Annotated in this window: 20 protein-coding genes and 1 pseudogene; 5 read left to right on the forward strand and 16 right to left on the reverse strand. The window is 48.4% G+C overall.

All coding sequences use genetic code 11. The features are described from left to right. Positions 1–11: 11 nt before the first annotated feature. Positions 12–1118, reverse strand: coding sequence for a chymotrypsin family serine protease (locus NYR53_RS32940; RefSeq protein WP_261303165.1), 1107 nt, complete (start codon positions 1116–1118; stop codon positions 12–14). Positions 1119–1376: 258 nt separating this feature from the next. On the opposite strand from NYR53_RS32940, the gene NYR53_RS32945 reads away from it, so the two are divergent. Then, complete coding sequence (locus NYR53_RS32945) at positions 1377–2000, forward strand: NAD(P)-dependent oxidoreductase (RefSeq protein WP_261303166.1); 624 nt, start codon at positions 1377–1379, stop codon at positions 1998–2000. Positions 2001–2228: 228 nt separating this feature from the next. After that, on the forward strand, positions 2229–2444 hold the full coding sequence (locus NYR53_RS32950) for a hypothetical protein (RefSeq protein ID WP_261303167.1): 216 nt from the start codon (positions 2229–2231) through the stop codon (positions 2442–2444). A gap of 84 nt (positions 2445–2528) precedes the next feature. Here NYR53_RS32950 and NYR53_RS32955 read toward each other — a convergent pair whose 3' ends face one another. From NYR53_RS32955 to NYR53_RS32970, 4 genes are all read right to left on the reverse strand, one after another. Beyond that, positions 2529–2843: a hypothetical protein gene (locus NYR53_RS32955; RefSeq protein ID WP_261303168.1), complete on the reverse strand. Its 315-nt coding sequence runs from the start codon at positions 2841–2843 to the stop codon at positions 2529–2531. 169 nt (positions 2844–3012) lie between these two features. Then, positions 3013–3111 carry a putative holin-like toxin gene (locus NYR53_RS32960; RefSeq protein ID WP_261303169.1) on the reverse strand — a complete coding sequence of 33 codons (99 nt, stop codon included), beginning with the start codon at positions 3109–3111 and terminating at the stop codon, positions 3013–3015. Positions 3112–3375: 264 nt separating this feature from the next. Further along, complete coding sequence (locus tag NYR53_RS32965) at positions 3376–5430, reverse strand: ABC transporter ATP-binding protein (RefSeq protein ID WP_261303170.1); 2055 nt, start codon at positions 5428–5430, stop codon at positions 3376–3378. Positions 5431–5468: 38 nt separating this feature from the next. After that, a complete protein-coding gene (locus tag NYR53_RS32970; RefSeq protein WP_261303171.1) occupies positions 5469–7214 on the reverse strand; it encodes an ABC transporter ATP-binding protein in 1746 nt (581 codons plus the stop codon). Positions 7215–7302: 88 nt separating this feature from the next. On the opposite strand from NYR53_RS32970, the gene NYR53_RS32975 reads away from it, so the two are divergent. Further along, complete coding sequence (locus NYR53_RS32975; protein WP_261303172.1) at positions 7303–7458, forward strand: hypothetical protein; 156 nt, start codon at positions 7303–7305, stop codon at positions 7456–7458. A gap of 311 nt (positions 7459–7769) precedes the next feature. Continuing rightward, positions 7770–7946 (forward strand): hypothetical protein, encoded by a 177-nt coding sequence (locus NYR53_RS32980; RefSeq protein WP_261303173.1) that lies wholly within the window; start codon positions 7770–7772, stop codon positions 7944–7946. A 435-nt stretch (positions 7947–8381) separates the two neighbouring features. Here the strand turns inward: NYR53_RS32980 and NYR53_RS32985 are convergent, their stop codons facing one another. The 11 genes and pseudogenes from NYR53_RS32985 to NYR53_RS33035 form a co-directional block, all read right to left on the reverse strand. Next, the gene (locus tag NYR53_RS32985) at positions 8382–8870 is read right to left on the reverse strand and encodes a DUF2231 domain-containing protein (RefSeq protein WP_261303174.1); all 489 of its coding nucleotides are present in this window, start codon (positions 8868–8870) and stop codon (positions 8382–8384) included. 170 nt (positions 8871–9040) lie between these two features. Next, on the reverse strand, positions 9041–9880 hold the full coding sequence (locus NYR53_RS32990) for a M56 family metallopeptidase (protein ID WP_261303175.1): 840 nt from the start codon (positions 9878–9880) through the stop codon (positions 9041–9043). A 2-nt stretch (positions 9881–9882) separates the two neighbouring features. Then, positions 9883–10299, reverse strand: a complete 417-nt coding sequence (locus NYR53_RS32995) for a BlaI/MecI/CopY family transcriptional regulator (RefSeq protein WP_261303176.1) — start codon at positions 10297–10299, stop codon at positions 9883–9885. 112 nt (positions 10300–10411) lie between these two features. Continuing rightward, on the reverse strand, positions 10412–10666 hold the full coding sequence (locus tag NYR53_RS33000) for a hypothetical protein (RefSeq protein ID WP_261303177.1): 255 nt from the start codon (positions 10664–10666) through the stop codon (positions 10412–10414). A gap of 59 nt (positions 10667–10725) precedes the next feature. Then, entirely contained in the window at positions 10726–10992 is a 267-nt protein-coding gene (locus tag NYR53_RS33005; protein WP_261306604.1) for a VanZ family protein, read from the reverse strand. Beyond that, a complete protein-coding gene (locus NYR53_RS33010) occupies positions 10881–11192 on the reverse strand; it encodes a hypothetical protein (protein WP_261306622.1) in 312 nt (103 codons plus the stop codon). The genes NYR53_RS33005 and NYR53_RS33010 overlap by 112 nt, the downstream gene beginning before the upstream one ends. Before the next feature lie 94 nt (positions 11193–11286). Further along, positions 11287–13797, reverse strand: coding sequence for a trypsin-like peptidase domain-containing protein (locus tag NYR53_RS33015; protein ID WP_261303178.1), 2511 nt, complete (start codon positions 13795–13797; stop codon positions 11287–11289). Positions 13798–13892: 95 nt separating this feature from the next. Further along, a pseudogene (locus NYR53_RS33020) lies at positions 13893–14024 on the reverse strand (formate dehydrogenase accessory sulfurtransferase FdhD); the annotation flags it as partial. Between the two features lie 10 nt (positions 14025–14034). Next, on the reverse strand, positions 14035–16389 hold the full coding sequence (locus NYR53_RS33025) for an FdhF/YdeP family oxidoreductase (RefSeq protein WP_261303179.1): 2355 nt from the start codon (positions 16387–16389) through the stop codon (positions 14035–14037). A 712-nt stretch (positions 16390–17101) separates the two neighbouring features. Next, positions 17102–17461: a Na-translocating system protein MpsC family protein gene (locus NYR53_RS33030; RefSeq protein WP_173184916.1), complete on the reverse strand. Its 360-nt coding sequence runs from the start codon at positions 17459–17461 to the stop codon at positions 17102–17104. 356 nt (positions 17462–17817) lie between these two features. Further along, the gene (locus NYR53_RS33035; RefSeq protein WP_261303180.1) at positions 17818–18651 is read right to left on the reverse strand and encodes a DUF72 domain-containing protein; all 834 of its coding nucleotides are present in this window, start codon (positions 18649–18651) and stop codon (positions 17818–17820) included. A gap of 175 nt (positions 18652–18826) precedes the next feature. Here NYR53_RS33035 and NYR53_RS33040 point away from each other — a divergent pair, with 175 nt between their 5' ends. Beyond that, a complete protein-coding gene (locus NYR53_RS33040) occupies positions 18827–19993 on the forward strand; it encodes a winged helix DNA-binding domain-containing protein (RefSeq protein WP_261303181.1) in 1167 nt (388 codons plus the stop codon). The last annotated feature ends 365 nt before the right edge of the window (positions 19994–20358 follow it).

A 20358-nucleotide genomic window follows, 5' to 3' on the forward strand; every position in this document is an offset into this window, starting at 1 on the left:
CTATGATAGATCTATTTCGGTGATGTGGCGCGAACGACACGCAGTTGCTTTAGCATCTCTGCCGATAAAGGTCGAACATAGGCATAATTCCCCTTTGGAGCAGCCCCTGTAGCCCTACCTGCCTTGAAACCTCCAGTTCCTGCAGGAATGGCTACCCGCAAACCAAACGTATTCAAAACGCTTGCAATTGGCGTACTAATAGAACGAGTACCGCTGCCCGCAAAGTTCAAAGCAGCCGCAAACCGCCCACTCATCCAGACAGAGCCTGAATCGCCCGGCAAAGATATGTTATTCGGTGCTGTAATCAAAGTCTGATTGCGGAACTGTAAAGTGGCATTGCCAAGCTCACGGTAAGGCCCCACATTAAATTGCATACCAATACTTTCGACAGTACCAAAAACAAGACCGGTTGTACGCCCTGATTTAAAAAAACGGTCACCGACACTGTAACTTAGCAAATGACCTTGTGGAACAATCAATTGGCCCGTTGAGCTGACCAAGTATCTCGGATTCAGTAAACTGTTGGAAAAAGGCTGCGCTATTGCGGCATCCATGAAGTTAGGACCCGTTAAATTAAAGGGAACAAACTGCACTGGCGTGCCCACCCGATCTGTTACGGCCCGACCTCCATCTATAGCCCCCGGTTGAATAATGTTAGCGCCGAATCTGTTCGCTCTGATAAGAACGTGGTTGTTGCTCAAAATAAAAAATTGGCCATTCCTAATTACGATGAGACCGCATGTCCCTGTACCGGAATTCTCTCTGCCGATGCTGGTTCCTCCTGGAATCGGGCGAATCCTGCTGCGAAAAAGTGTCGGGCGTATTCTTTTTATCGGCGCTTTCATATGCCGTTTCATCTTTTTCGGAGCTGCTGTCGCATGTGGTTTGAAGGGTCCGGCTGTAATAAAGCGAACAGGAATGCTTGCTCCAATCATCTTTCCGATACTTTTACTGATTTCTGTAATGGCAGCATTTTTACTCGTGTACACGATAATAGCCGCACCACGAGCGGGCTTATCAGGGTCCGCATACCCGACACCGGTACCATTAATCCCAGGCCGCCGCAACAAGGGGAAAAGTCTATCATTTTGCCTCAAAGCCTCATAGAAAGTCGCCATTCGCATTCTCCTTTATTAGGGGGATGCTATCAATTTATGTCGACTCATCTGAATTCGACTCTTATATTAACCTAGTATCTATTAAAAAGTTAATAGATTCCTGCCCCTTCTGAAGAAAGGGTTCAGGACCCGTGAAACCGTTATGACAAGAGAATACAAGACAAGACAAGACAACGCGAGCATATCTCGAGGAATTCCCCCCCGAGTGTGATAAGCGTATAATAATGATAACCAATAATGAAATAAGGGGGCACCATCGTGCATATTCTCATACTAGGATCCACAGGTAGAGTAGGAAGAAGAATTATGGAAAAAGCACTAGCAGACGGACACGAAGTCACTGCACTTGTTCGAAGCCTAGAGAAGCTCACAGGGATTCACTCCAAAGGCTTAACCGTTCTTCAAGGGGACGCTCGGAACGGAGAAGATCTACAGGCTGCCCTTCGCGGGGCGGAGCTGGTCATAAGCTGCCTCGGCACCGATGGCGGCACGGTGTTGACTGAGTTTACGCCTCTACTCATAGAGGCTATGAAGACACACGGCGTGAGCCGAATCGTCACTGTCGGCACAGCCGGCATTCTGCAAAGCAGAGAGCATCCCGGCTTGCTGCGCTATGAGGCGCCGAACTCTCGGCGCTCTTCAACAAGAGCTGCCGAAGAGCATCGCAAAGCGTGGGAGCAGCTCGCTGCCTCGGGCTTAAGTTGGACAGTTGTCTGTCCAACTTATTTGCCCGACGGCGAGCCACAGGGGCAGTACCGCGTCGAACGGGACTATTTGCCCGACGGCGGAATGTCCATCTCCGTGGGCGACACCGCGGCCTTCACCTACCGAGTCGCTCTCGATGGAGAGTATGTGGGCTGTCGTGTGGGGATTGCTTATTAGCGTGGGATTGGAAATAAAGAAATGAAAAAGCACCTTATTTGATCGTGGCATTTTTACGATCAAATAAGGTGTTTTTGTATGATAAACCTTCTACTATTCATAGATTTCGTTATTTATGCTATATATTTCTATTTATGTATATAATTAAATTGAATTTACAAGGAAAATGTTGTAAATTGTCATGTCATTTAAATATTACAGAATATTCAGTCCGTGGGAGGAACTAGCATGAAGAAATTGAAATTCATTTATTTTACTCTAGCCCTATTATTGGCCATTGGAGTAGGCATTCCAACAGGCGGTTATGCCAACGATTCTACAAACATGCAATCAAAGGCTAGCTTTGATGTTGATATTCCCACAATTGGTCTTGAACCAGGTAACTATCAAGTTATGATATACGCCAGCAATTCCTTCCCAATAACAATTAATGCCGCTCCATAGAAAAGACTAATTAAAAAGCAATTGAAAAAAGACGAATGGAAGCCAGTTAAATCGGCCTCCATCCGTCTTTTTTTATACGAACAACTAGTAACCTCTGCCTCTTCCCTTCGCCAATGCCTGGATGTTGATCCATGAAACAACGATCCCAATCACACGGAAAAGGTACCCCGCTACAGGAATAAAACTCAAGAAAGCCATAGCAATATTGATGACCGTCTTTGTCGTGGTCCCATTGCTTGTAAGTAAGGCAAAAACCAGGTTGACAAACACGAGCGGGATCACCCACGAGCAAGACCACAAATATACAAACGGAATAAGACCAAGCAAGTATCCAACAGCAATAGCAATTTCGGACAGCAGCTGAAGCAAGTTTAACAATCGAATCGTTTCTGGACGCATGATGCTCCTCCATTTCAAATAGGGAAATATTAGTTATTGTAGCATAGCGCCGACAGATAGTCTTTAGTGCGGTTAAATAGCCTTGTCCTTAGTGGAGTTCATTCTAGTTCAGATGCTGCAATAGGCTGTTTCCCTTTTATATTACGTGTCTAAAGCATACGTAGTATGCTTATAATAACAAAGAGACGGTGCGACCAATACCGTCTCCTAGCGCCAGTTTAAAGCTACCGAACGCAAGCATGATTACAATCGTTTGGAAAGTTTCCATGGCATTACCCTCCTTTCTGGAGGAGAATGCTCACCCAAGGCTGTCCTGTAATAATTTAATATATCATACAAAGTCTACCATTCGGCAGGCTTTTTCTTTACCTCAATTTCCTAAAGGGTAGTGAAACTATTGCTGATCAAATACTAGAAATACGCAACCAATCTGTACGATCAATGATACGAAAACTGCAACATTTCATATACCGTTTCTCAGAAAAGCAAAAGCCAGCCTCCGGACAATAGGTCCGACGGCTGGCTCCAAACCCTACAACATACTGCGCACTTCGCTTTCAGCGGCCGAGGCTGTTTCCGAATGTCCCTGCTGCAGCTGGTACATCTGATAGTACCGACCGAGGAGCCCCATCAGCTCCTCATGGCCGCCACGCTCGACGATCTCGCCGTGGTCGAGCACAAGAATCTGGTCGGCGCTTTTAATCGTCGACAAGCGGTGGGCAATGATGAAGGTGGTCCGCCCCTTCGAAAGCACTTCGAGCGCGGCCTGAATGATGGCCTCGGTCTCCGTGTCGATGGAGGACGTCGCCTCATCGAGGATCAAGATCGCCGGGTCAAACGCCAGCGCCCGGGCAAAAGAGATCAGCTGCCGCTGCCCGGCAGACAGCGTGCTGCCCTTCTCGATCACGGGCTCATCGATGCCGTGCGGCAGGCTCTTAAACATTTCCTCTGCGCCAACCTCGCGCAGCGCTGCCTCCACCCGTTCCCGGGTGATGGACGGATCGTCCAAGCTGACATTGGACGCAATCGTCCCTGTGAACAGGAACGGATCTTGCAAGACGATGCCCATATGCTGACGCAGCAGTTGTTTGGGCATCTCCCGCACGTCGCGGCCGTCCACCGTGATCCGGCCTTCATTCACATCGTAGAAGCGGAAGAGCAGATTCAAGATCGAGCTTTTGCCCGATCCGGTATGACCGACTAGCGCCACCGTCTGCCCTTGTTTGGCCTCGAAGGAGATGTCCTTGAGCACATCCTCCCCTTCTTTGTAGGCGAAGCGAACATGCTCGAACTTCACATTGCCCAGATAGCGATCCGCTTTCTCCGCAGCCACGTCGATGCCCTGTTCATCAAGCAGCTCGAATACACGGTCAGCGGATACTAGGGCACGCTCCAAATTCGGCAACTGGTTGACAATCCCGACCATTGGATGAAACATCCGATTCAGATAATCGACGAAGGCATACAGTACACCGACAGTGATCAATGAGTTGATGGAACTGCCCCCGACATACCAGATCAGACCGAAGAAGAACAAGTTCCGAACCACATTCATCAGGTTATGAGAGGTCAGCGAGTTCAAGCTAAGCAATTTGTTCTGATATCTCGTATATTCATCGTTCAATTGTTCGAATTCTTGGATCGTTTCTTTTTGCCGGCGGAAAGCTTGAATGATCGTCATGCCTTGAATCGCCTCATTGATCATCCCATTGATCGAGCCGATCCGTTCCCGTATTTCATGATTATAGAAGGAGGCATATTTACGGTACACAATGATCCATACATAAAGCAGCGGAATAACCGGAAGTGTGAATAAAGCCAATCTATAATCTAGAACGAATAAAGCCGCGATGATGCCTACAATATAGATCGTACCTGTAAAAAAGTTCGCAAGCACCTGCACATAAAGGTCCCTGACAGACTCCGTATCATTTGTAATTCTCGACACAATTTTACCCGCAGGCTGATTATCAAAATAGTTGATCGGCAGTCGCTGGATTTGTGCAAAAACATCACTTCTCATGCGCTGGATAATCCGATTCGCCGCCGATTGAAGCAAATACTTTTGTCCATAGGTAAAGCCTGCACCAATAATGATTAAGAGTAAATACAAACCTGCAAGCTTCATTAGACTGTTAAATTCAGGTTTATAGAACGTGTAAAGCTCTTGAATACTTAGCTTCTTAACTGCATATTCCGCTTTTTCCGTCCCCTGTGTAATTGTAAGCTTACCATCGTCTACTAGCTTGCGTTCGCCATCAAAGGTGATCGCTTGATCCACCCAAACGAACTGGCTGCCCACCTGCAAAATACGAACCTCTTTCCCTTTCGGCTCGCCTTCTGCGAAGTTGTCGCTTCGTTTGTAAAAAATCCCATTCGCGGGGACTGCCTTGCCCGTCTGCGTTGCAGACGTTGTCTCGTACCACGGCTTCTCGATACCGAGAATGTGTGTATCAATCATCTGTCTCGCAATAAAAGGTCCTGCCAGCTCTGTTGCCACCGCAACCGATAAGAATAAAAGCGCAATGAGCAGGGGCTTTTTGAATAACGCCGCGTATTGAAATAACCGCTTGCCTGTTTGTTTCATGAGGGTTCTCACCTTCTTTTCATCGGATATCTATTTACTTAAACCTTTGTCTGTTCTTCTAATTGCTGACGGTCATACTGCTCTTTATACCAGCCGCCGAGCGCGAGAAGCTGCTCATGCGTGCCTTCTTCCACGATATACCCCTCATCCAACACAAGAATCCAATCTGCATGCTGAACAGCGGAGAGTCGGTGCGTCGTGATGAGTGTCGTTTTGCCGGCTCGTTCCGACCGGATACCACGAATGATTTCAGCCTCTGTTTTGGCGTCCACCGCAGAAAGCGCATCATCCAGCATGAGGATTTCGGGGTCTACATAAAGCGCCCGCGCTATTGAAACGCGCTGCTTCTGGCCGCCGGATAAGGCGACGCCTTTTTCACCTACCAACGTTTGAAGGCCATCCGGTAAGAACTCCACGTCCTTGCGGAACGCAGCCAGGTCAAGCGCCTGCAGCAGCTCTTCCTCTGTTCCTTGGCTGCGCCCGAACATGATGTTTTCTTTCACCGTTTTGGAGAAAAGAATCGGCTCTTGCGGCACGTAACCAATCCAGCCATGAAGCGTGTCGATGGTTAACTTCTCGATCGGCGTTTCCGAAATAACAATCGAACCTTGACCTAATGGATACTCTCTTAGCAGCTGTTTAAGCAGCGTTGTTTTGCCGCTTCCCGTACGTCCTACAATACCGAGCGTTTGCCCACGTTGCAGATGGAAACTGATATTCACCAAGTTATCAATAGAAGAGGAAGGATAGCGGAACGTTACTCCTTTAAAATGAATCGAGTTCGGCAGCAGCAGCGTCGTCGCTTTGGGATCCTCTTTGACATCCGGCTTGTAACCAAGTGTTTCATTCACCCGATCGAGGGAGGCATTCCCGCGCTGCATAATGTTCATTAACTCGCCAATGGCGAACATCGGCCAGATCAGCATGCCAAGGAATGTATTGAAGGACACGAGCTCTCCGAGCGTCAATTCACTGTGAAAAACCAAATATCCGCCGTAACATAATCCGATTAAGTAGGAAATGCCCACTAGGATTTTGACCGTTGGTTCAAAAAGGGCGTCGATGACGGCAACCGCAATATTTTTGCGATAGACATCATCTGTCATCGTTTTGAAGCTTTGTTCACTGGCTTTTTCTTGTACAAAAGCACGGATAACGCGAACACCGGCTATCGTCTCCAGCACCCGATCATTCATTTCTCCAAAGGCATTCTGAGCGAGCAAGAATCTCTCGTGGATACGCCCCCCATAGATCGTAATCGCAACGGCCATAATGGGCAGCGGAATAATCGAAGCGAGTGTCAGCTTCCAGCTAATGAAGAAGCCCATCATACTTAAGATGGTAAGCATAAATAACGTAGAGTCTACGAAAGTCAAAATCCCAAAACCCGCTGTCGTCGACACCGCTTGCAGGTCATTCGTCGCTCTCGCCATCAGGTCTCCCGTGCGGTTGCGCTCATAGAAGGTAGGCGTCATCCGCAGCAGCTGTCTCATTAACCTTGATCGAAGAATACGTTCCAGCACGAATGCCCCGCCAAATAGCTGATACAGCCAGACATAGGATAGCCCATAGCCAGCTACAATTAATGCCCCCCAAAAAGCGAGCAATTGGACCAATTTACTGCCCGTCAAAGTTCCCATGTGTATGCCATCAATCGCATAGCCAATCAATTTCGGTGGAATTACATCAATGATTCCAACAATGATAAGCAGTCCAATGGCGATCGTGTAACGAATCCAATTCATGCGGAAAAACCAAGCTAACTTTTTTAATACCGTAAACATGTAATATGTCACTCCTCTCAAATGGTGCTGTCCAAAATGACCCAAATCCACACAAAAAAGGCACACCGCACGCAGCGATATGCCTTCTATGAAACAGAAAAGCGCTCGTTACGAACTTCTTCGTAACCCGCGCTTTTTAAATAGCGTATGTGAAGAGGCGGCAGCAGCCGAACAAGCACAAATCATGCGCTTCCGGCTAACATTCGGGTTACCAAATATGAAATTGTATGGTTTTTATCTGTAAATCTACGATGGGTAATAGGATCCATAACCATATCAATCATTTTGAAACCCTCCTTTAGCGTTTTTGTTAGAAACCTTGTTTCGTGCATAACTTCTTTTCCAAAAGTTGTATGTTCTTGCTCACAGAGGTGATCTTACCATCCTTGGCGAGTCTGTGTCAATCGGAGAAAAAGACTATAAACAAACTATCTTACCTCGTTATTTCGGATGAATTTACTCGCCTTTAGTCCCTTTGAATTGTCACACATGTTTCAAAATATGGCGGCATATTCATAGTGTATAGGTTCATAGCGCATAGGGGAGTGGATGTGCATGGTCGATCAAGTATTTGCTCTGATGGGGTGGATTGTTGCTTTTGGAGTTGTTATTGGGGGAGTCATCGCAGGCATCGCCCGTTTTGTCGAAAGGGATTCGACACAGTACGATATGATTTTTTTGTGGGAGCATCGTTATACCTTGGAGGAGCTGGAATTGGTTCGGGACAAGTAAACATTCAGCATAAGATAAACCTAGTCTGTGACTTGGTCCTTTAAGTTTTTTGATCACCGGCTGTGAAGCACACAGACCGCTCTCTCCAATAGGAGATGAGCGTTTTTTTTCTTTACAATAGAGGCATTACGAATCAAAATAAGCTTACTCAGATGAAGCTATTACGACCTGCTTTTGGTACAACTCGCATTCGCTCTTACAAGCTGTCTTGGACAACCCGGGCCTTCTACGAATAGTGGTTTAGCTAGAAATGAATAAGCAAGCCTAGCTTGCTTATGCAATCATAGCCGGGGTTATTAAGACAAATAAGCTACTTCAGTTGCCTAATCCGCACAATGAACAGCACAGCTTACTCCAAAACCCAAATCATATAAATTCTTATCTATCAAAAAAGGGCTATCCACAAGGCTGCAAGCCTTTGGATAACCCTCTTTATTATTTCGCTGGTGCTGTCGTAGCCGCTGGTGCAGTAGATGCTGCCGGAGATGTACCTGGTGATGCAGCTGGAGCAGTCGTCTTAGCCGGAACCGGTTTATGTACCATTTGACCGCCAATATGTCCTGTATAGCCAACGAGGATAACTGCCGCGAGTGAACCAATCAAATAGATAGGGTTACGACCTATTTCTTTCTTTTTCCAGATCAGTAAACCAACACGTACAATCGCTAACAGGATAGACAAAAACATCGTTAATTTCGCATAAAATTCATGCGGAACCACTAGTGGATTACGCCACGGAGATGGGCCTGTCAGGACACTTGCGATAGCCCCGAGCGCGCCCACAACTAGGCAAAGCATACCAGCGGAGTGCCATTCACGTTTTTTCGCGATAATGGCGATTAAGTCAAAAATAAAACTAAAAACAAGAAGTGCGATCGGTACATGTGTTACGATGTAGTGCAAATTTTTCAAGATATAATCCATTAATCTCTCTCCCCCATTTTAAAAAGCTATATAAAATTCCACACTACAAAGTGTAGTTTTGAATATCCGAAAAGTCAAGACTTTTCGGCAGTTTTTGTCGAAGCCCGTCAACTTTTCTGACATGAGCTCCGACTGTTAAATGTGAACCATTAGTCTCAGGGTATCCTATCTTAGATAAGTCCCACAAGTAAAATAATTGTTAAGAGCGAAATGAGCAGCCGCACGTGGGGCCATTTGAATGAGATTTTCCTCTGTGGATCGAGAATATGCATGATGCGTACATTCATTGAAATTTCGGCGAATGAGGCGTGAGATAAGGATACATGCGGTGTTGGTGCTTGTTTGAGTAGTTTGAGGAGAGCACTGCCTAAATGTGTGGACTGTTCCATTTGTGCAATGGCAAATTTGTCGGCCCTAAGTTCTATCATGATAGGGTATTTGTCGGCCATCCAAGCGAATATTGGAATGTACCACATCGACTTGGATATCATCGAAAGCAGGAAGATCGCGAGAGGATCTCTGTGCCTCATATGGCACTTCTCATGCTCGATAACAGCGCGCAGCTCGTTAGGGTCCAGCATGTCCATAAGTCCGGATGATAGGATCATCCGCGGCTTCCACAGCCCTATCGTCATTGCGATGGGAGCTTTGTAAGAAATGATCTGGAACTGACCTTCACCAAGCTGAAATTTATCGCGGTATTGCTCGGATAGATGAGGGTCTTGATACATCTCAACGAGTTTCATCGCTTTGATGGAGCCAAGGAAATGCTGAGCCGATATCCACAGAATTGCACTAAACGAGTAAAGGATAAGAGCGTTCACTACATGCCACGCAATGGGTGCAGGTACATGAAGATCTTTGAATAAAATGACACATAAATCAAAAATATTATAAAACGTTTTCCATTTAAAAATATACTGGAGTGCATAGAGCAGCATCTGTCCTAAAATAGCCCCCGATATGGCGAGTGACGCAGCATACAACCATTGAAACCGTTTTTCCATCATCGTTATCGATCCTTTTTGATTTCTTTAATTTTTTGCTCCAGCTGGTCGAGCAGATCGGGATCTACTTTATCAAGCGCATCCACCATATGGGTGACCGCCAAAGAACCGAATTCTTCGATAAGGTCAAATGTAAGCTCTTTGGACTGGGTTTCCATAAACTCATCTCTTGTAACAACAGGTTTGTACTTAAACGATCTTACAACGGATTTTTTTTGCAGAATTCCTTTGTCTACTAAGCGATTCATAACAGTCATAACGGTATTGAAATTGATAATTTTGGCTTGATCCAACTTCTGTTGGACATCCTTAATCGTCATTTCAAGGGAGTTGGTCCAGAGAATTTCCATAATCTTTGCTTCTAAGGGGCCGAAAAAGCGGTTAAGCCCGCTTCCTTTATATTTAAAGTTTTGCATTTTCATTATAGGCACACTCCTTACATAAGAAATTGTAGTTCGGGGTAGATGTGAAGTCAAGATCTGCCCAAAGAAACGCAAAAGCCCCGATCCTTGGCAGGAAACGGGGCTTTTTGTATTACTGGATACTCTGAAGCCTAGCTTTCTCATCGTTCAACGATTGAACGGCTTGCTGCAAAGCTGGCGAATCGGAATGATTCGATGCCTGCTCCAGCGCTCTTTCCGCATGAGTGATTGAATTTTGAGCCTCTTCCTTCGTCTGCGGCGTTGGATGAGACATCGCACGAGAAACGGCTGCATGGACATTTTCTACCGAGTTTTGCGCTGAGGATATCGGATTTTGTGATTGTAGGCTTGAATCGGGCTGTGTCATGGTGATTAAATTCCTCCTCTGGGGTTAATTCGTTACACCCGCTATGTTGAGGCATTTGCTCACATTTTATACCTTCTTTTTGATTCTCTTCTTTCTAAGGTTCTCCCCACAGCCGCGAAAAGAACAAAGGATATGCTGGCGCCAAGCACATTCAGTATCACGTCATCGGTATCGAAGCTGCCTACCCGCAGCAGCATTTGCAGCAATTCCAAACCTACAAGCGGACAACCAAAGTACAGAAGGAACGTTCCATAACGTCTTGCAGACCGAAATAAATAAGGAAGTAATAAACCATAAGGAGTGAAAACACCAATGTTACCAAACAAATTAATGATCCAAGTCCGGGTAGAAAACGAATCGGCATGCAGCACATATTACCAATCGTTCGAAAAGGAACGACATTGTAAGCAAGCTGACCTGTTGTGTGCATTTGCCGGCCGAAGCCTAGAAACATCCAATACAGCAAACAGCTCGTATAGCCTATGAAAAGCAGCCAGATAAGCGGCCGAGCGAGCTTGATATTCATAGTTAGTTATCCCCTTTAGATAAGCCAACAAAGGTTAAAACAAGAAACCTCCCTTCAGTCTCGACCGATGAGAGGTTTCTCGATTAGCGCAGCTTTATTTTTTCACACCGTCCAAAAATGTGAATGACTCAAAGGCCTTATTGAGCCGAGCCAGATTGGCTTCGGTGCGGACAGCATCATCCATACGGAGGGTAACTGTGTAAGAAATATGATTGCGATTGAAAATGTAGGTCGTTTCCTTGTAAGGGATCTTGGCGCTTGCATAGCTGATCTCATACTTCTTGGCTTTCACATCGCCAAAAAGCGAGATATCCGTATCTGTAAACGTATAGTCATTATCGTTATCGTGATTCTTTTTCTGAGCGGCATCTTCCTCTTTAACCATCTCTTCGTAGGTTGTTTTCGTTTCTGCATCGACGCTCAAGTACCCGCCTGTGAAGTGGAACGTCTTATTCACTTCATCTTTTTTATCATACGCCTTGCTGCTGGTCCAGATCTCTGGAATTTGCAGAGCGTATTTGAATTTCTCATTTTTGTAAGCAACTGTTCGATTGGGATCCATGAGTTCATCCAGATCTTGAATGAAGCCAAGCTCTTGATCCATGCTGTCTTTGTCCACTTTGATCGTAGCCGTTAGTGTTTTCAAGAGATCGTCAAGCGAATCTCCTTCTTCCTCTTTCGGATAGTTAACATCCACCTCATATTTATACTTATCCTTTATAAAAAAGAGGGAATAGCCTGCACTCCACTTACTCCCTAACGCACTCGCATAGGTTACTTTCAGAGCAGGCACACCGGCTAAGGTTAGCTCCTCGGGTTCTTCCATACTGCGGTATTTGGGTGCATAGGAATCTTCAAACTGCTTACGCTGACGATCCACCCACGCTCCCAGTGTATCACCGGATGAGGCTGAGGTTACGCCGACATGAAGCATTTGGGTATAGTCATCATTAAAGAAGGAGGAGCCGCCTGTATAACCACCTTGCTGCCAATTGGAGGGCAGATCAAAGGATAAGCCATACTCGTTCGTGTAGGTTGTATTTCCACCAGAGTAGACGGAAATGTCTTTCAGCGACTCATCCTTTTCGTTAAAGGAAACCTTAAAGCTGTCCAGTAAATCGTTATAGCTATTTTGCTTAAAATTGTTATTGTAATGCTCTTTCGATACAAATAATTGCACCGTATATAAGCTGCCTTGGTGAAGGTATCCGCGGGTCTGGATATAGCCTTCATCCCCTGAACGACCGACAATTTTGGCATAGGAATTACCTTCACGCTTCACATACTGACGCTCCAAAAGGCTACCAGCCACGCCAGAATAATCATCTTCATCACCGCTCGCCAATTTGTTCAGAAGCGCTGAAGGTGACAGCTCGTCGCTTTGATTGCTCTCCACTTTAATCGATAGTGAGAAATCCCCCTTCGCATCCACGAAACTGACGGAGTCGCCATCATCGGATTGATGACCTTTCACTAAGCCAGCAGGGTATTTCATAGACCATCCGTAGTGGCTGTCGCCGATTTTCGTTTTGCCGCGGTCTGCATCCAAATAAGAACCCTCAGCGTCCTGCGTATGTTTCGTTTCTAGTTGCTGCGCTTCTCCGAGAGTAACCGACTTCGATTTGGTGGAAGTACCCGATTGAATGGTTATTTCGATCGTTTCACCCGGCAAATACTTCTTAATCGCCTCATTGTAGTCCACCAGCGTCTTCACTTTACTTGTACCGATCGATACGAATAGATCATCTTGCTGAATGCCAGCCCCAGCCGCCGGTGAATCCGGCTCTACATAGGCAACTCTTAAGCCCGTAGAGCTTGGTAAACCAACAACCGCTTCCCAGCTTTCTTCCAACTCCAGACCGAGATATGGGCGTTTCACTTTGCCGTAAAGTTGAAAATGCTTTAATACATATTTGACGGTATCCACCGGAATCGCGAACCCGAGATTTTCGACGCCGATATCCGCGTATTTCATCGTATTAATACCAATGACTTCGCCATTCATGTTGATCAAAGCGCCCCCGCTGTTACCAGGGTTAATCGCCGCATCCGTTTGAATAAGCTGATATTGCGAATTCACAGAGCGGTCAAGCCCGCTGACAATCCCAACGGTGACGGAGTTTCTTAGGGCAAAAGAAATCGGAGTCCCGATTGCGGCTACGGTTTCACCCACTCTGATATCGGAGGAAGAGGCGAATTTCGCAGGTGATAGGCCAGTGGCATCGATTTTGACCAAGGCCAAATCGCTCTCCTCATCGATATTCGTAGCACGTCCATTATAAGTTGTACCGTTCGACGTAACGACGACGATATTTTTCATATCTTTGACCACATGTGCATTCGTCACGATAACACCGTTCGATTCCACAATGACACCCGTGCCGTGCGCGAGATTAAAGCGGTTCTTGTCTAAGGATTTATCCGAATCAGATGAAGGCTTTCCAATAATAGCTACAACCGAAGGTGACGTCTTCTCAATGACCTTCGGAACCTCAGCATTCACTTCAGCTGCATAAGATGGCGTAGGGCCCTGAAGAGAGACAAGTAAGAAGGCTGCAAGCAGCATCGTGATCCCTTTTTTCATAAACGTATTCCAATTCCCCATTGTTGTGTTCCTCTCTTTACAAAAGATGGCAATAGCTAGAATCTAGCATAATTAAGATAGAGAAACAATACAAATATTTCCACAAAAAGAGGGGTTTATCGACATTCCGTTATGTTTTCGGGGTATGAATACACCGATAATTGATTCCCGCAGATGAAGCCAACGACCGAAATCCCTAGATCCTGAGCCAAGCGAAGTGCTAGATTTGTCGGGGCAGATTTCGACAATCGGATAACTTCACTCCACTTCTGTCTCCAGTTCTTGGATGCGCCGCTGGGCATAGCGTGTATCCTTATGAGCGTGGTAGGTTTCTGCCTTCTCTACAATAACTGCTGTGTTATACTCCGGGATGCCCGCATACTGCTCATACACACCTTTGGGAATCAAAGAGTTACCTTCAGGCCAATGCACCTCAATGTTGCCTGGTTTTACGTCGGCACGCATAACCCTTCCGTGCATACTGCCGTAGCTGTTGTAGATCACGATCGCTTCACCTTCGTTTAAAGATAGAGCACTGGCGTCTTGAGGGTGGATCAAAACATCATAACGATCCGCTTCATTGAATGGATCGATGTCGCTGTAGATCATCGAATTGAACTGCTTGCCGCGGCGCGTCGTCACCGCGAAATGCCCTTCCGGCTTCCGCAGCTCCGGAAGCTCAATTGGCAGCAGCGCGCCGCGGCCATCCGGCGTCAGACAGACGCCGTCCTCGCACAGCCACGCGCCGCCGTATTGAAACACATCACCGCGCTCACGCAGGTACTGGATGCCGTTGTAGCTCGGCGCGGCCAGAGCGATTTCCGCGCGGATGGCTTCTGCGCTGCCGCAGCCCAGCTGCTCGGCGGCATCCGGTTTCACGCGGCGGGCGAGATCGACGTAGATCGCCCACTCCGCGCGGGCTTCGCCGATCCGAGGGCCGGCGATCTCGGGTGAGAAGTACACCATCCGCTCCGTGGAGGTGGACGTGCCTCCTCCGGGCTGCTCATAGCGCGTCATCGCGGGCAGCACCACCACAGCCTCCCGCGCGTCAAGCAGCGTGGAGGTGTTCAGGATGATGTCCTGGTGGACACGGACATCGATGCTTGTAAGGGCTTCGCGGACGAATGCCGGGTCCGGCATCGTCTCGAGGAAGTTGCCGCCGGATGTGTAGAACATCCGGAGCTTCCGCTCCTGCTTCTCGGGCAGGAGCGCGTTCTCGAGGGTGACACCGACGATGTCACCCTGCCATTTCGGCAGCTCGAACCCCCAAAGCTGCTCGATTCTTGCGCGGTCGGCGGCGCTGGCGATGTCGCCGCCCGGTAGGCTGAAGGGATCGGCGCCCATTTCGCCGGATCCCTGTACGCCGCTGTGGCCGCGGATGGGCATCAGCCCACAGTGTTCGCGGCCTAGGAAGCCCCGCAGGAGGGCGAGATTCGCCACCTGCGAGATGTTGTCCGTGCCGAAGCGGTGCTGTGTGAGCCCCATGCTCCACACGAAAACCGCGCTCTTGGCACGCGCCAGCAGCTCCGCGAACTCGCGCATGCGTTCGCGGGTGAGGCCGGACGACTGCTCAAGCGTCGTCCAGTCCTGCTGCGCCACATGGGCGCGCAGCTGTTCCAGCCCGTTCGTGTGCGCCTGCACGAACGCATGATCAATCGCGGAGCCCGGCTCGCGCTCCTCCATCTCGAACCACACCTTCATGACGCCGTTCATGAAGCCGATATCCCCGCCGATGTTCACTTGATACACATCGTCGGCCAGCTTCGTCCCGAATAACGCGGATTCGGGTATTGAAGGAATCCAGTACTGCTCCATGGACGGCTCATAGTACGGGTTTATGACAATGATTTTCGTCCCTTTGCGCTTGGCCGCGTACATATACTTCGTCGAGACCGGCTGGTTGTTCGCGGCCACGCTGCCCCAGAACACAAGGACGTCCGTGCCGATCCAGTCCTTGTAATTGCACGTCGAAGCGCCCACGCCAACGGAGCGCTTAAGTGCCGTCTTCGACGGGGAGTGGCAAATTCGCGAGGCGTTGTCGATGTTGTTCGTACCGAGCAACCTTGCCACCTTCGCTGCCACATAGTACGACTCGTTCGTAATCCCCCGAGCCGTCAAGTAAAAAGCCATCTGCTTCGGATCAATCGTACGCATCTTTCCTGCAATCGTGTCCAGCGCCTCATCCCATGTGGCTCGGCTGAATTTCCGCTCCCCATGGCGGCGAATGAGCGGATAAGGAATACGCCCGAGCTGTCTGAGCTCGGTGCTGCTCATTCGGCTCAGCTCATCAATGTCCGCATGCAGCAGCTCCTCGCGAATCGCCGGCATCGTGTTCAAACGCAGCACATTCAGCCGCGTTGTACACAGATGCGGCCCCGCCAGCGTTTGGTCGTAGAGCCCTGATACGCCTAGCGCGCAGCCATCACACACACCTTGCGTCAGAATGCGATACGCATAGGGCAGATTATCGCGATTCTGCCAGGCGATTTTTGCCGTTTCGCGAATATGCTGTGGCTTTATTTTCCCGAGCCCAAACGGCACCTTGCTGACCCAAAGCTTCGGATCTGGTTTTGCGGGCAGCTTGATTGGCCCTGTATGTTTCGTTTTCCCCATCTAAAAACGCTCCTTTGGTTCTATTTTTATATCCTTTTCACTAGCTTGCTTTTGCTTTTGCTTTTATTTTTGCTCTTGCTTATGCACTTGGCCTTGCACTTACTCTTACTCTTACTCTTACTCTTACTCTTACTCTTGCACATACTCTATGTATTTCTTCACCTTCATACCTACGAACAACTCTCTGGTAACCCTCGCTTACACCCCACTCTAACCGCTATCCCATTGGCTCAGATCCTCGAGTCACTTCCCCCGCTTCCATCTCACGCAGCATCATATCACTATCGCTTCCCCCCAACTCCGTGCACCCAATAGCTGCACTAAAACATCACCCAAGCAAGCAAAAAACCACCGCAAAACAATCTCAAGCCCCCTCTCATCAGAGGAAGTCTCAAGCCTTGTCTCACAGTGGTTAGTCTCCGGCAGGTTCGCTACCAAGTGCCAAGCACCTTTACCTATGTATATGCTGCTAGTCGAGCAGTTATTTAAAGAAATCCTCTTACTAGATGGCTTCCATTTGAACCGCACCTGCAAAAAGTGCAGCAAAGCGGGCTTATTTTACTAGATTCAATGGTTTTGATGCATTTCCTACAGCTAATCTGGCCCAATCTCTGCAAAAACGTCAAAAGCAGCTAATTTTACTGCACAATTTGCAGCTCTTTCCGATTTCACCGCTATTTAGCCGAAAATAGATGCACTTTTTACATCCTATCTACCTACAAAACTTCTTTTCCAAATCCTGATCAAAAACAAACACCGACATCCCCTCATCCAGCTCAATATCGATATCGACGAACAGCTTAACGAACTTCGCGCCAAGCAGCTCCTCCATTTCGACAGGGGGGTGTTCTTTATAAATCTCTTTCACCATTTCCGTGCGAGCCGTGCGGAGCATTTGCCTGCCATCGCCGGTTTTCGCTATAAACTTTTCGACAGGAGAGAGGTTTCCTGCCATTTCGCATATCGCCCAGCACTTACAAAAGGTCGTCATCACGCGCTCCGGCCCCTTGCCCATATGCTTTTTGCGGTAAGCTTTCACTAGATTACTAAATTCGGCCTCCATTCGGTTCATCGGCCAGCCACCTTTATATATACTGCTTCAATCATAGCAAGAAAGCATATACCTGACAACCGAACCGCTAGACTCATTTATAAAAAGAGTGGACAACTTTGCCCACTCTCTCATTTCCTACTACTAGCAAATTCACTGTCTCTATCTTTAATCGTTATCCTCTTCATCCCATTTGCGGGAGTACGCTTTCTTCGTTACCCAGAATGTCAAAACCACGATGATCACAAGGGCAATAATACCTAAGATGATGGCACCAACCATTGTCTAACTCTCCTCTTTTACTTATCCCTTATTATTACCCTTTACTATAGCTCGAAAATCTGTAAACACGCAAACGAATAACCCCTTTTCGATGGCTAAAACAAATCCAACTGCCGTGGTCCCAGCCCTTCATATTCTAAACCGAGCAGCCCCATCAATTCCTTGGCATTTCCTGCGGCATGTCCGCCTGAATTGTTATTGAAGATCACGCATACCTCTCGCGTTTGCTGCTGCAGCTCTAGCAGCCACGTTTTCCACTCCAGCAGTTCCTGCTGATTGTAATGGTATAAGTACCGTACGTCGCGCCAGTTCGCTTCGTTGTTTTGCACCCATCCGCCCACATTGCGGCCGTGGAATCGAACCATCGTCATCTCGGGATGTGTAGCCTCCAACACAGTCGGCACCGAACCAATCCCAGCCTGCGGCTCATCACAGATGCTGTGCATCCAACCCTCTCGCCGCATAAAGGTAAGCGTCTTGTCTCGCATTTCCTCCGTGAACCAGCTCTGATGGCGGAACTCCAGTGCAACTGGTACATTCCCCATCCTCTCCTTAGCATCACGCAGCACATCCACATTCGCCTTACTGCAATCAAACCATGGCGGGTACTGAAACAGAACAGCTTTAAGCTTCCCCGCTTCTTGAACAGGTCGGATCGACTGGAGGAAAACCTCAAACATTTGTACCATCCCACCAGCAAAAGGGTTCTCTCCCCGCAGATGACCCGTCATTCCTTGGTATGCCTTAATAATGAAACCAAAGCATTCTGGCGTGTCTTGGTTCCATTTTATATAGTTACGTTGCGGTTGGATCGCGTAAAAAGATGTATCCACTTCCACAATCGGAAAGTGTGCGCCATACTCCCGCAGCTTCCCTTTGCTGCCGCCCAACTCATGGTCGCCCCAGCCGGCTAGACCGATGTTGATCATGTCCCTCACCTCTCGGCAATTCGTTCGTTAATCCCATTGTAGCGTGCTGATGCCAACGGAAACAACTTATCTGGTCATAAAACAGTCATTCCTCCCTGACATTACGTTGTCAGCAACTTGCTATATAATGGAATTAATATATCAAATGATCGTTCAAATCATAGGAGGCATGAACATGTCATTATTTAATTCTTCAGACGAGGGCTGCGCTAAAATGGACATTGCTAAACCCGACATGACCGGTTGTGCCAGCCCTATCCTTAGTCAGCGCTCCTTAAACCGAGCCCTACTATCTCGGCAATTGCTCCTCGAGCGCTCGGACATGCCCATCCGCGCAGCGGTCGAGCATCTAGTCGGGCTGCAGGCGCAAGCTCCCAACCCACCGTACGTGGCGTTGTGGACTAGACTGCAGAACTTTCGCCATGAGGAGCTGTCTCGGCTCATCATGGACAGAAGCATCGTGCGCATCGCCCTCATGCGCTCGACGATCCACCTCGTCACGGCCGAAGACTGCCTGACGCTGCGCCCCGTCCTGCAGTCCGTGCAGGACCGCGCCTTAAAGGGCACGTTCGGCAAGAAGCTTGCCGAACTGGATCTAGACGCGCTCGCCGCCGCCGGGCGAGCGCTCCTTGAGGCGCAGCCGCTCACCTTCGGTGAGCTCGGCAAGCGCCTCCAAGCCCAGTGGCCGCAGAGCGATGCCACTGCTCTCTCGCAAGCGGTGCGCTGCCGCTTGCCGCTTGTCCAGGTGCCGCCCCGCGGCATCTGGGGCGCCAGCGGGCAGGCCGCCCACACCACAGCGGAGGTTTGGCTCGGCCGCCCGCTGGCACAAGGGCAAGACCCCGAAGCCATGCTGCTGCGCTACCTGGCGGCCTTCGGACCTGCATCCGTCAAGGATATGCAGGTCTGGTCCGGGCTTACTCGGCTGCGCGAGGTGGTCGAGCGGCTGCGCCCAAGCCTGCTCTCCTTCCGCGACGAGCAAGGAAACGAGCTGTTCGACCTGCCGGACGCTCCTCGGCCGGACCCTGCAACCCCAGCTCCGCCGCGTTTCCTGTCGGAGTTCGACAATATGCTCCTGTCCTACGACGATCGCACCCGCATCATGCGTGATGAAGATAAGCATCTAGTGTTTTCGGACAATGGCATCATCCGTGCCACGCTGATTGTCGATGGTTTTGTTCGCGGCATTTGGTCCATTACCCAGAAGCATAAATCGGCTATTTTGACCATCAACTTATTCGAGCCCTTATCCCAAGTTGCTCAAGATGAGGTTACTGATGAAGCGGAACGCCTATTTGATTTGATCGCTCCTGATGCCAATACGCGGGATATTGTCTTTCAATAATAAAAGCCCGAGACTGCCCCGGCACAGGAATTTACAGAAATGACTTTGATTCAGAAACAATAGAATATTATCAGTTTATAGATGAATATTTCGATGAGGCAGAGCCGCGGGGTTAATGAGTGAGAGCCACTTTGTTAACAAAATAGAGCCACCCTCTCGGCATTTTTTCAAAAAAGGCTGAGCCTCTGAAATGCTTATGGAGTTGGTTAGTAGTTTACACATCTTTCTATGAAAAACAAAGGTAAGGCTGGTGCAACCAGTCAAAAAGGATTAATCTCCCATAAGCGCTACCCATATTGGGTGCGACAGTCTGTGAATTAGTTCTGTGATTGCTACTTTCACAAACAGCTAAAGCAGTCGGCCCG

This window comes from Paenibacillus andongensis, from assembly GCF_025369935.1.
Taxonomy (GTDB): Bacteria; Bacillota; Bacilli; order Paenibacillales; family NBRC-103111; genus Paenibacillus_E; species Paenibacillus_E andongensis.

Bases quoted from the DNA above. Each gene is read 5' to 3' on its own strand.
- NYR53_RS32940 (WP_261303165.1), bottom strand. From the start codon at position 1,118: ATGGCGACTTTCTATGAGGCTTTGAGGCAAAATGATAGACTTTTCCCC.
- NYR53_RS32950 (WP_261303167.1), top strand. From the start codon at position 2,229: ATGAAGAAATTGAAATTCATTTATTTTACTCTAGCCCTATTATTGGCC.
- NYR53_RS32955 (WP_261303168.1), bottom strand. From the start codon at position 2,843: ATGCGTCCAGAAACGATTCGATTGTTAAACTTGCTTCAGCTGCTGTCC.
- NYR53_RS32960 (WP_261303169.1), bottom strand. From the start codon at position 3,111: ATGGAAACTTTCCAAACGATTGTAATCATGCTTGCGTTCGGTAGCTTT.
- NYR53_RS32965 (WP_261303170.1), bottom strand. From the start codon at position 5,430: ATGAAACAAACAGGCAAGCGGTTATTTCAATACGCGGCGTTATTCAAA.
- NYR53_RS32970 (WP_261303171.1), bottom strand. From the start codon at position 7,214: ATGTTTACGGTATTAAAAAAGTTAGCTTGGTTTTTCCGCATGAATTGG.
- NYR53_RS32975 (WP_261303172.1), top strand. From the start codon at position 7,303: ATGAAACAGAAAAGCGCTCGTTACGAACTTCTTCGTAACCCGCGCTTT.
- NYR53_RS32980 (WP_261303173.1), top strand. From the start codon at position 7,770: ATGGTCGATCAAGTATTTGCTCTGATGGGGTGGATTGTTGCTTTTGGA.
- NYR53_RS32985 (WP_261303174.1), bottom strand. From the start codon at position 8,870: ATGGATTATATCTTGAAAAATTTGCACTACATCGTAACACATGTACCG.
- NYR53_RS32990 (WP_261303175.1), bottom strand. From the start codon at position 9,880: ATGATGGAAAAACGGTTTCAATGGTTGTATGCTGCGTCACTCGCCATA.
- NYR53_RS32995 (WP_261303176.1), bottom strand. From the start codon at position 10,299: ATGAAAATGCAAAACTTTAAATATAAAGGAAGCGGGCTTAACCGCTTT.
- NYR53_RS33000 (WP_261303177.1), bottom strand. From the start codon at position 10,666: ATGACACAGCCCGATTCAAGCCTACAATCACAAAATCCGATATCCTCA.
- NYR53_RS33010 (WP_261306622.1), bottom strand. From the start codon at position 11,192: ATGAATATCAAGCTCGCTCGGCCGCTTATCTGGCTGCTTTTCATAGGC.
- NYR53_RS33015 (WP_261303178.1), bottom strand. From the start codon at position 13,797: ATGGGGAATTGGAATACGTTTATGAAAAAAGGGATCACGATGCTGCTT.
- NYR53_RS33025 (WP_261303179.1), bottom strand. From the start codon at position 16,389: ATGGGGAAAACGAAACATACAGGGCCAATCAAGCTGCCCGCAAAACCA.
- NYR53_RS33030 (WP_173184916.1), bottom strand. From the start codon at position 17,461: ATGAACCGAATGGAGGCCGAATTTAGTAATCTAGTGAAAGCTTACCGC.
- NYR53_RS33035 (WP_261303180.1), bottom strand. From the start codon at position 18,651: ATGATCAACATCGGTCTAGCCGGCTGGGGCGACCATGAGTTGGGCGGC.
- NYR53_RS33040 (WP_261303181.1), top strand. From the start codon at position 18,827: ATGTCATTATTTAATTCTTCAGACGAGGGCTGCGCTAAAATGGACATT.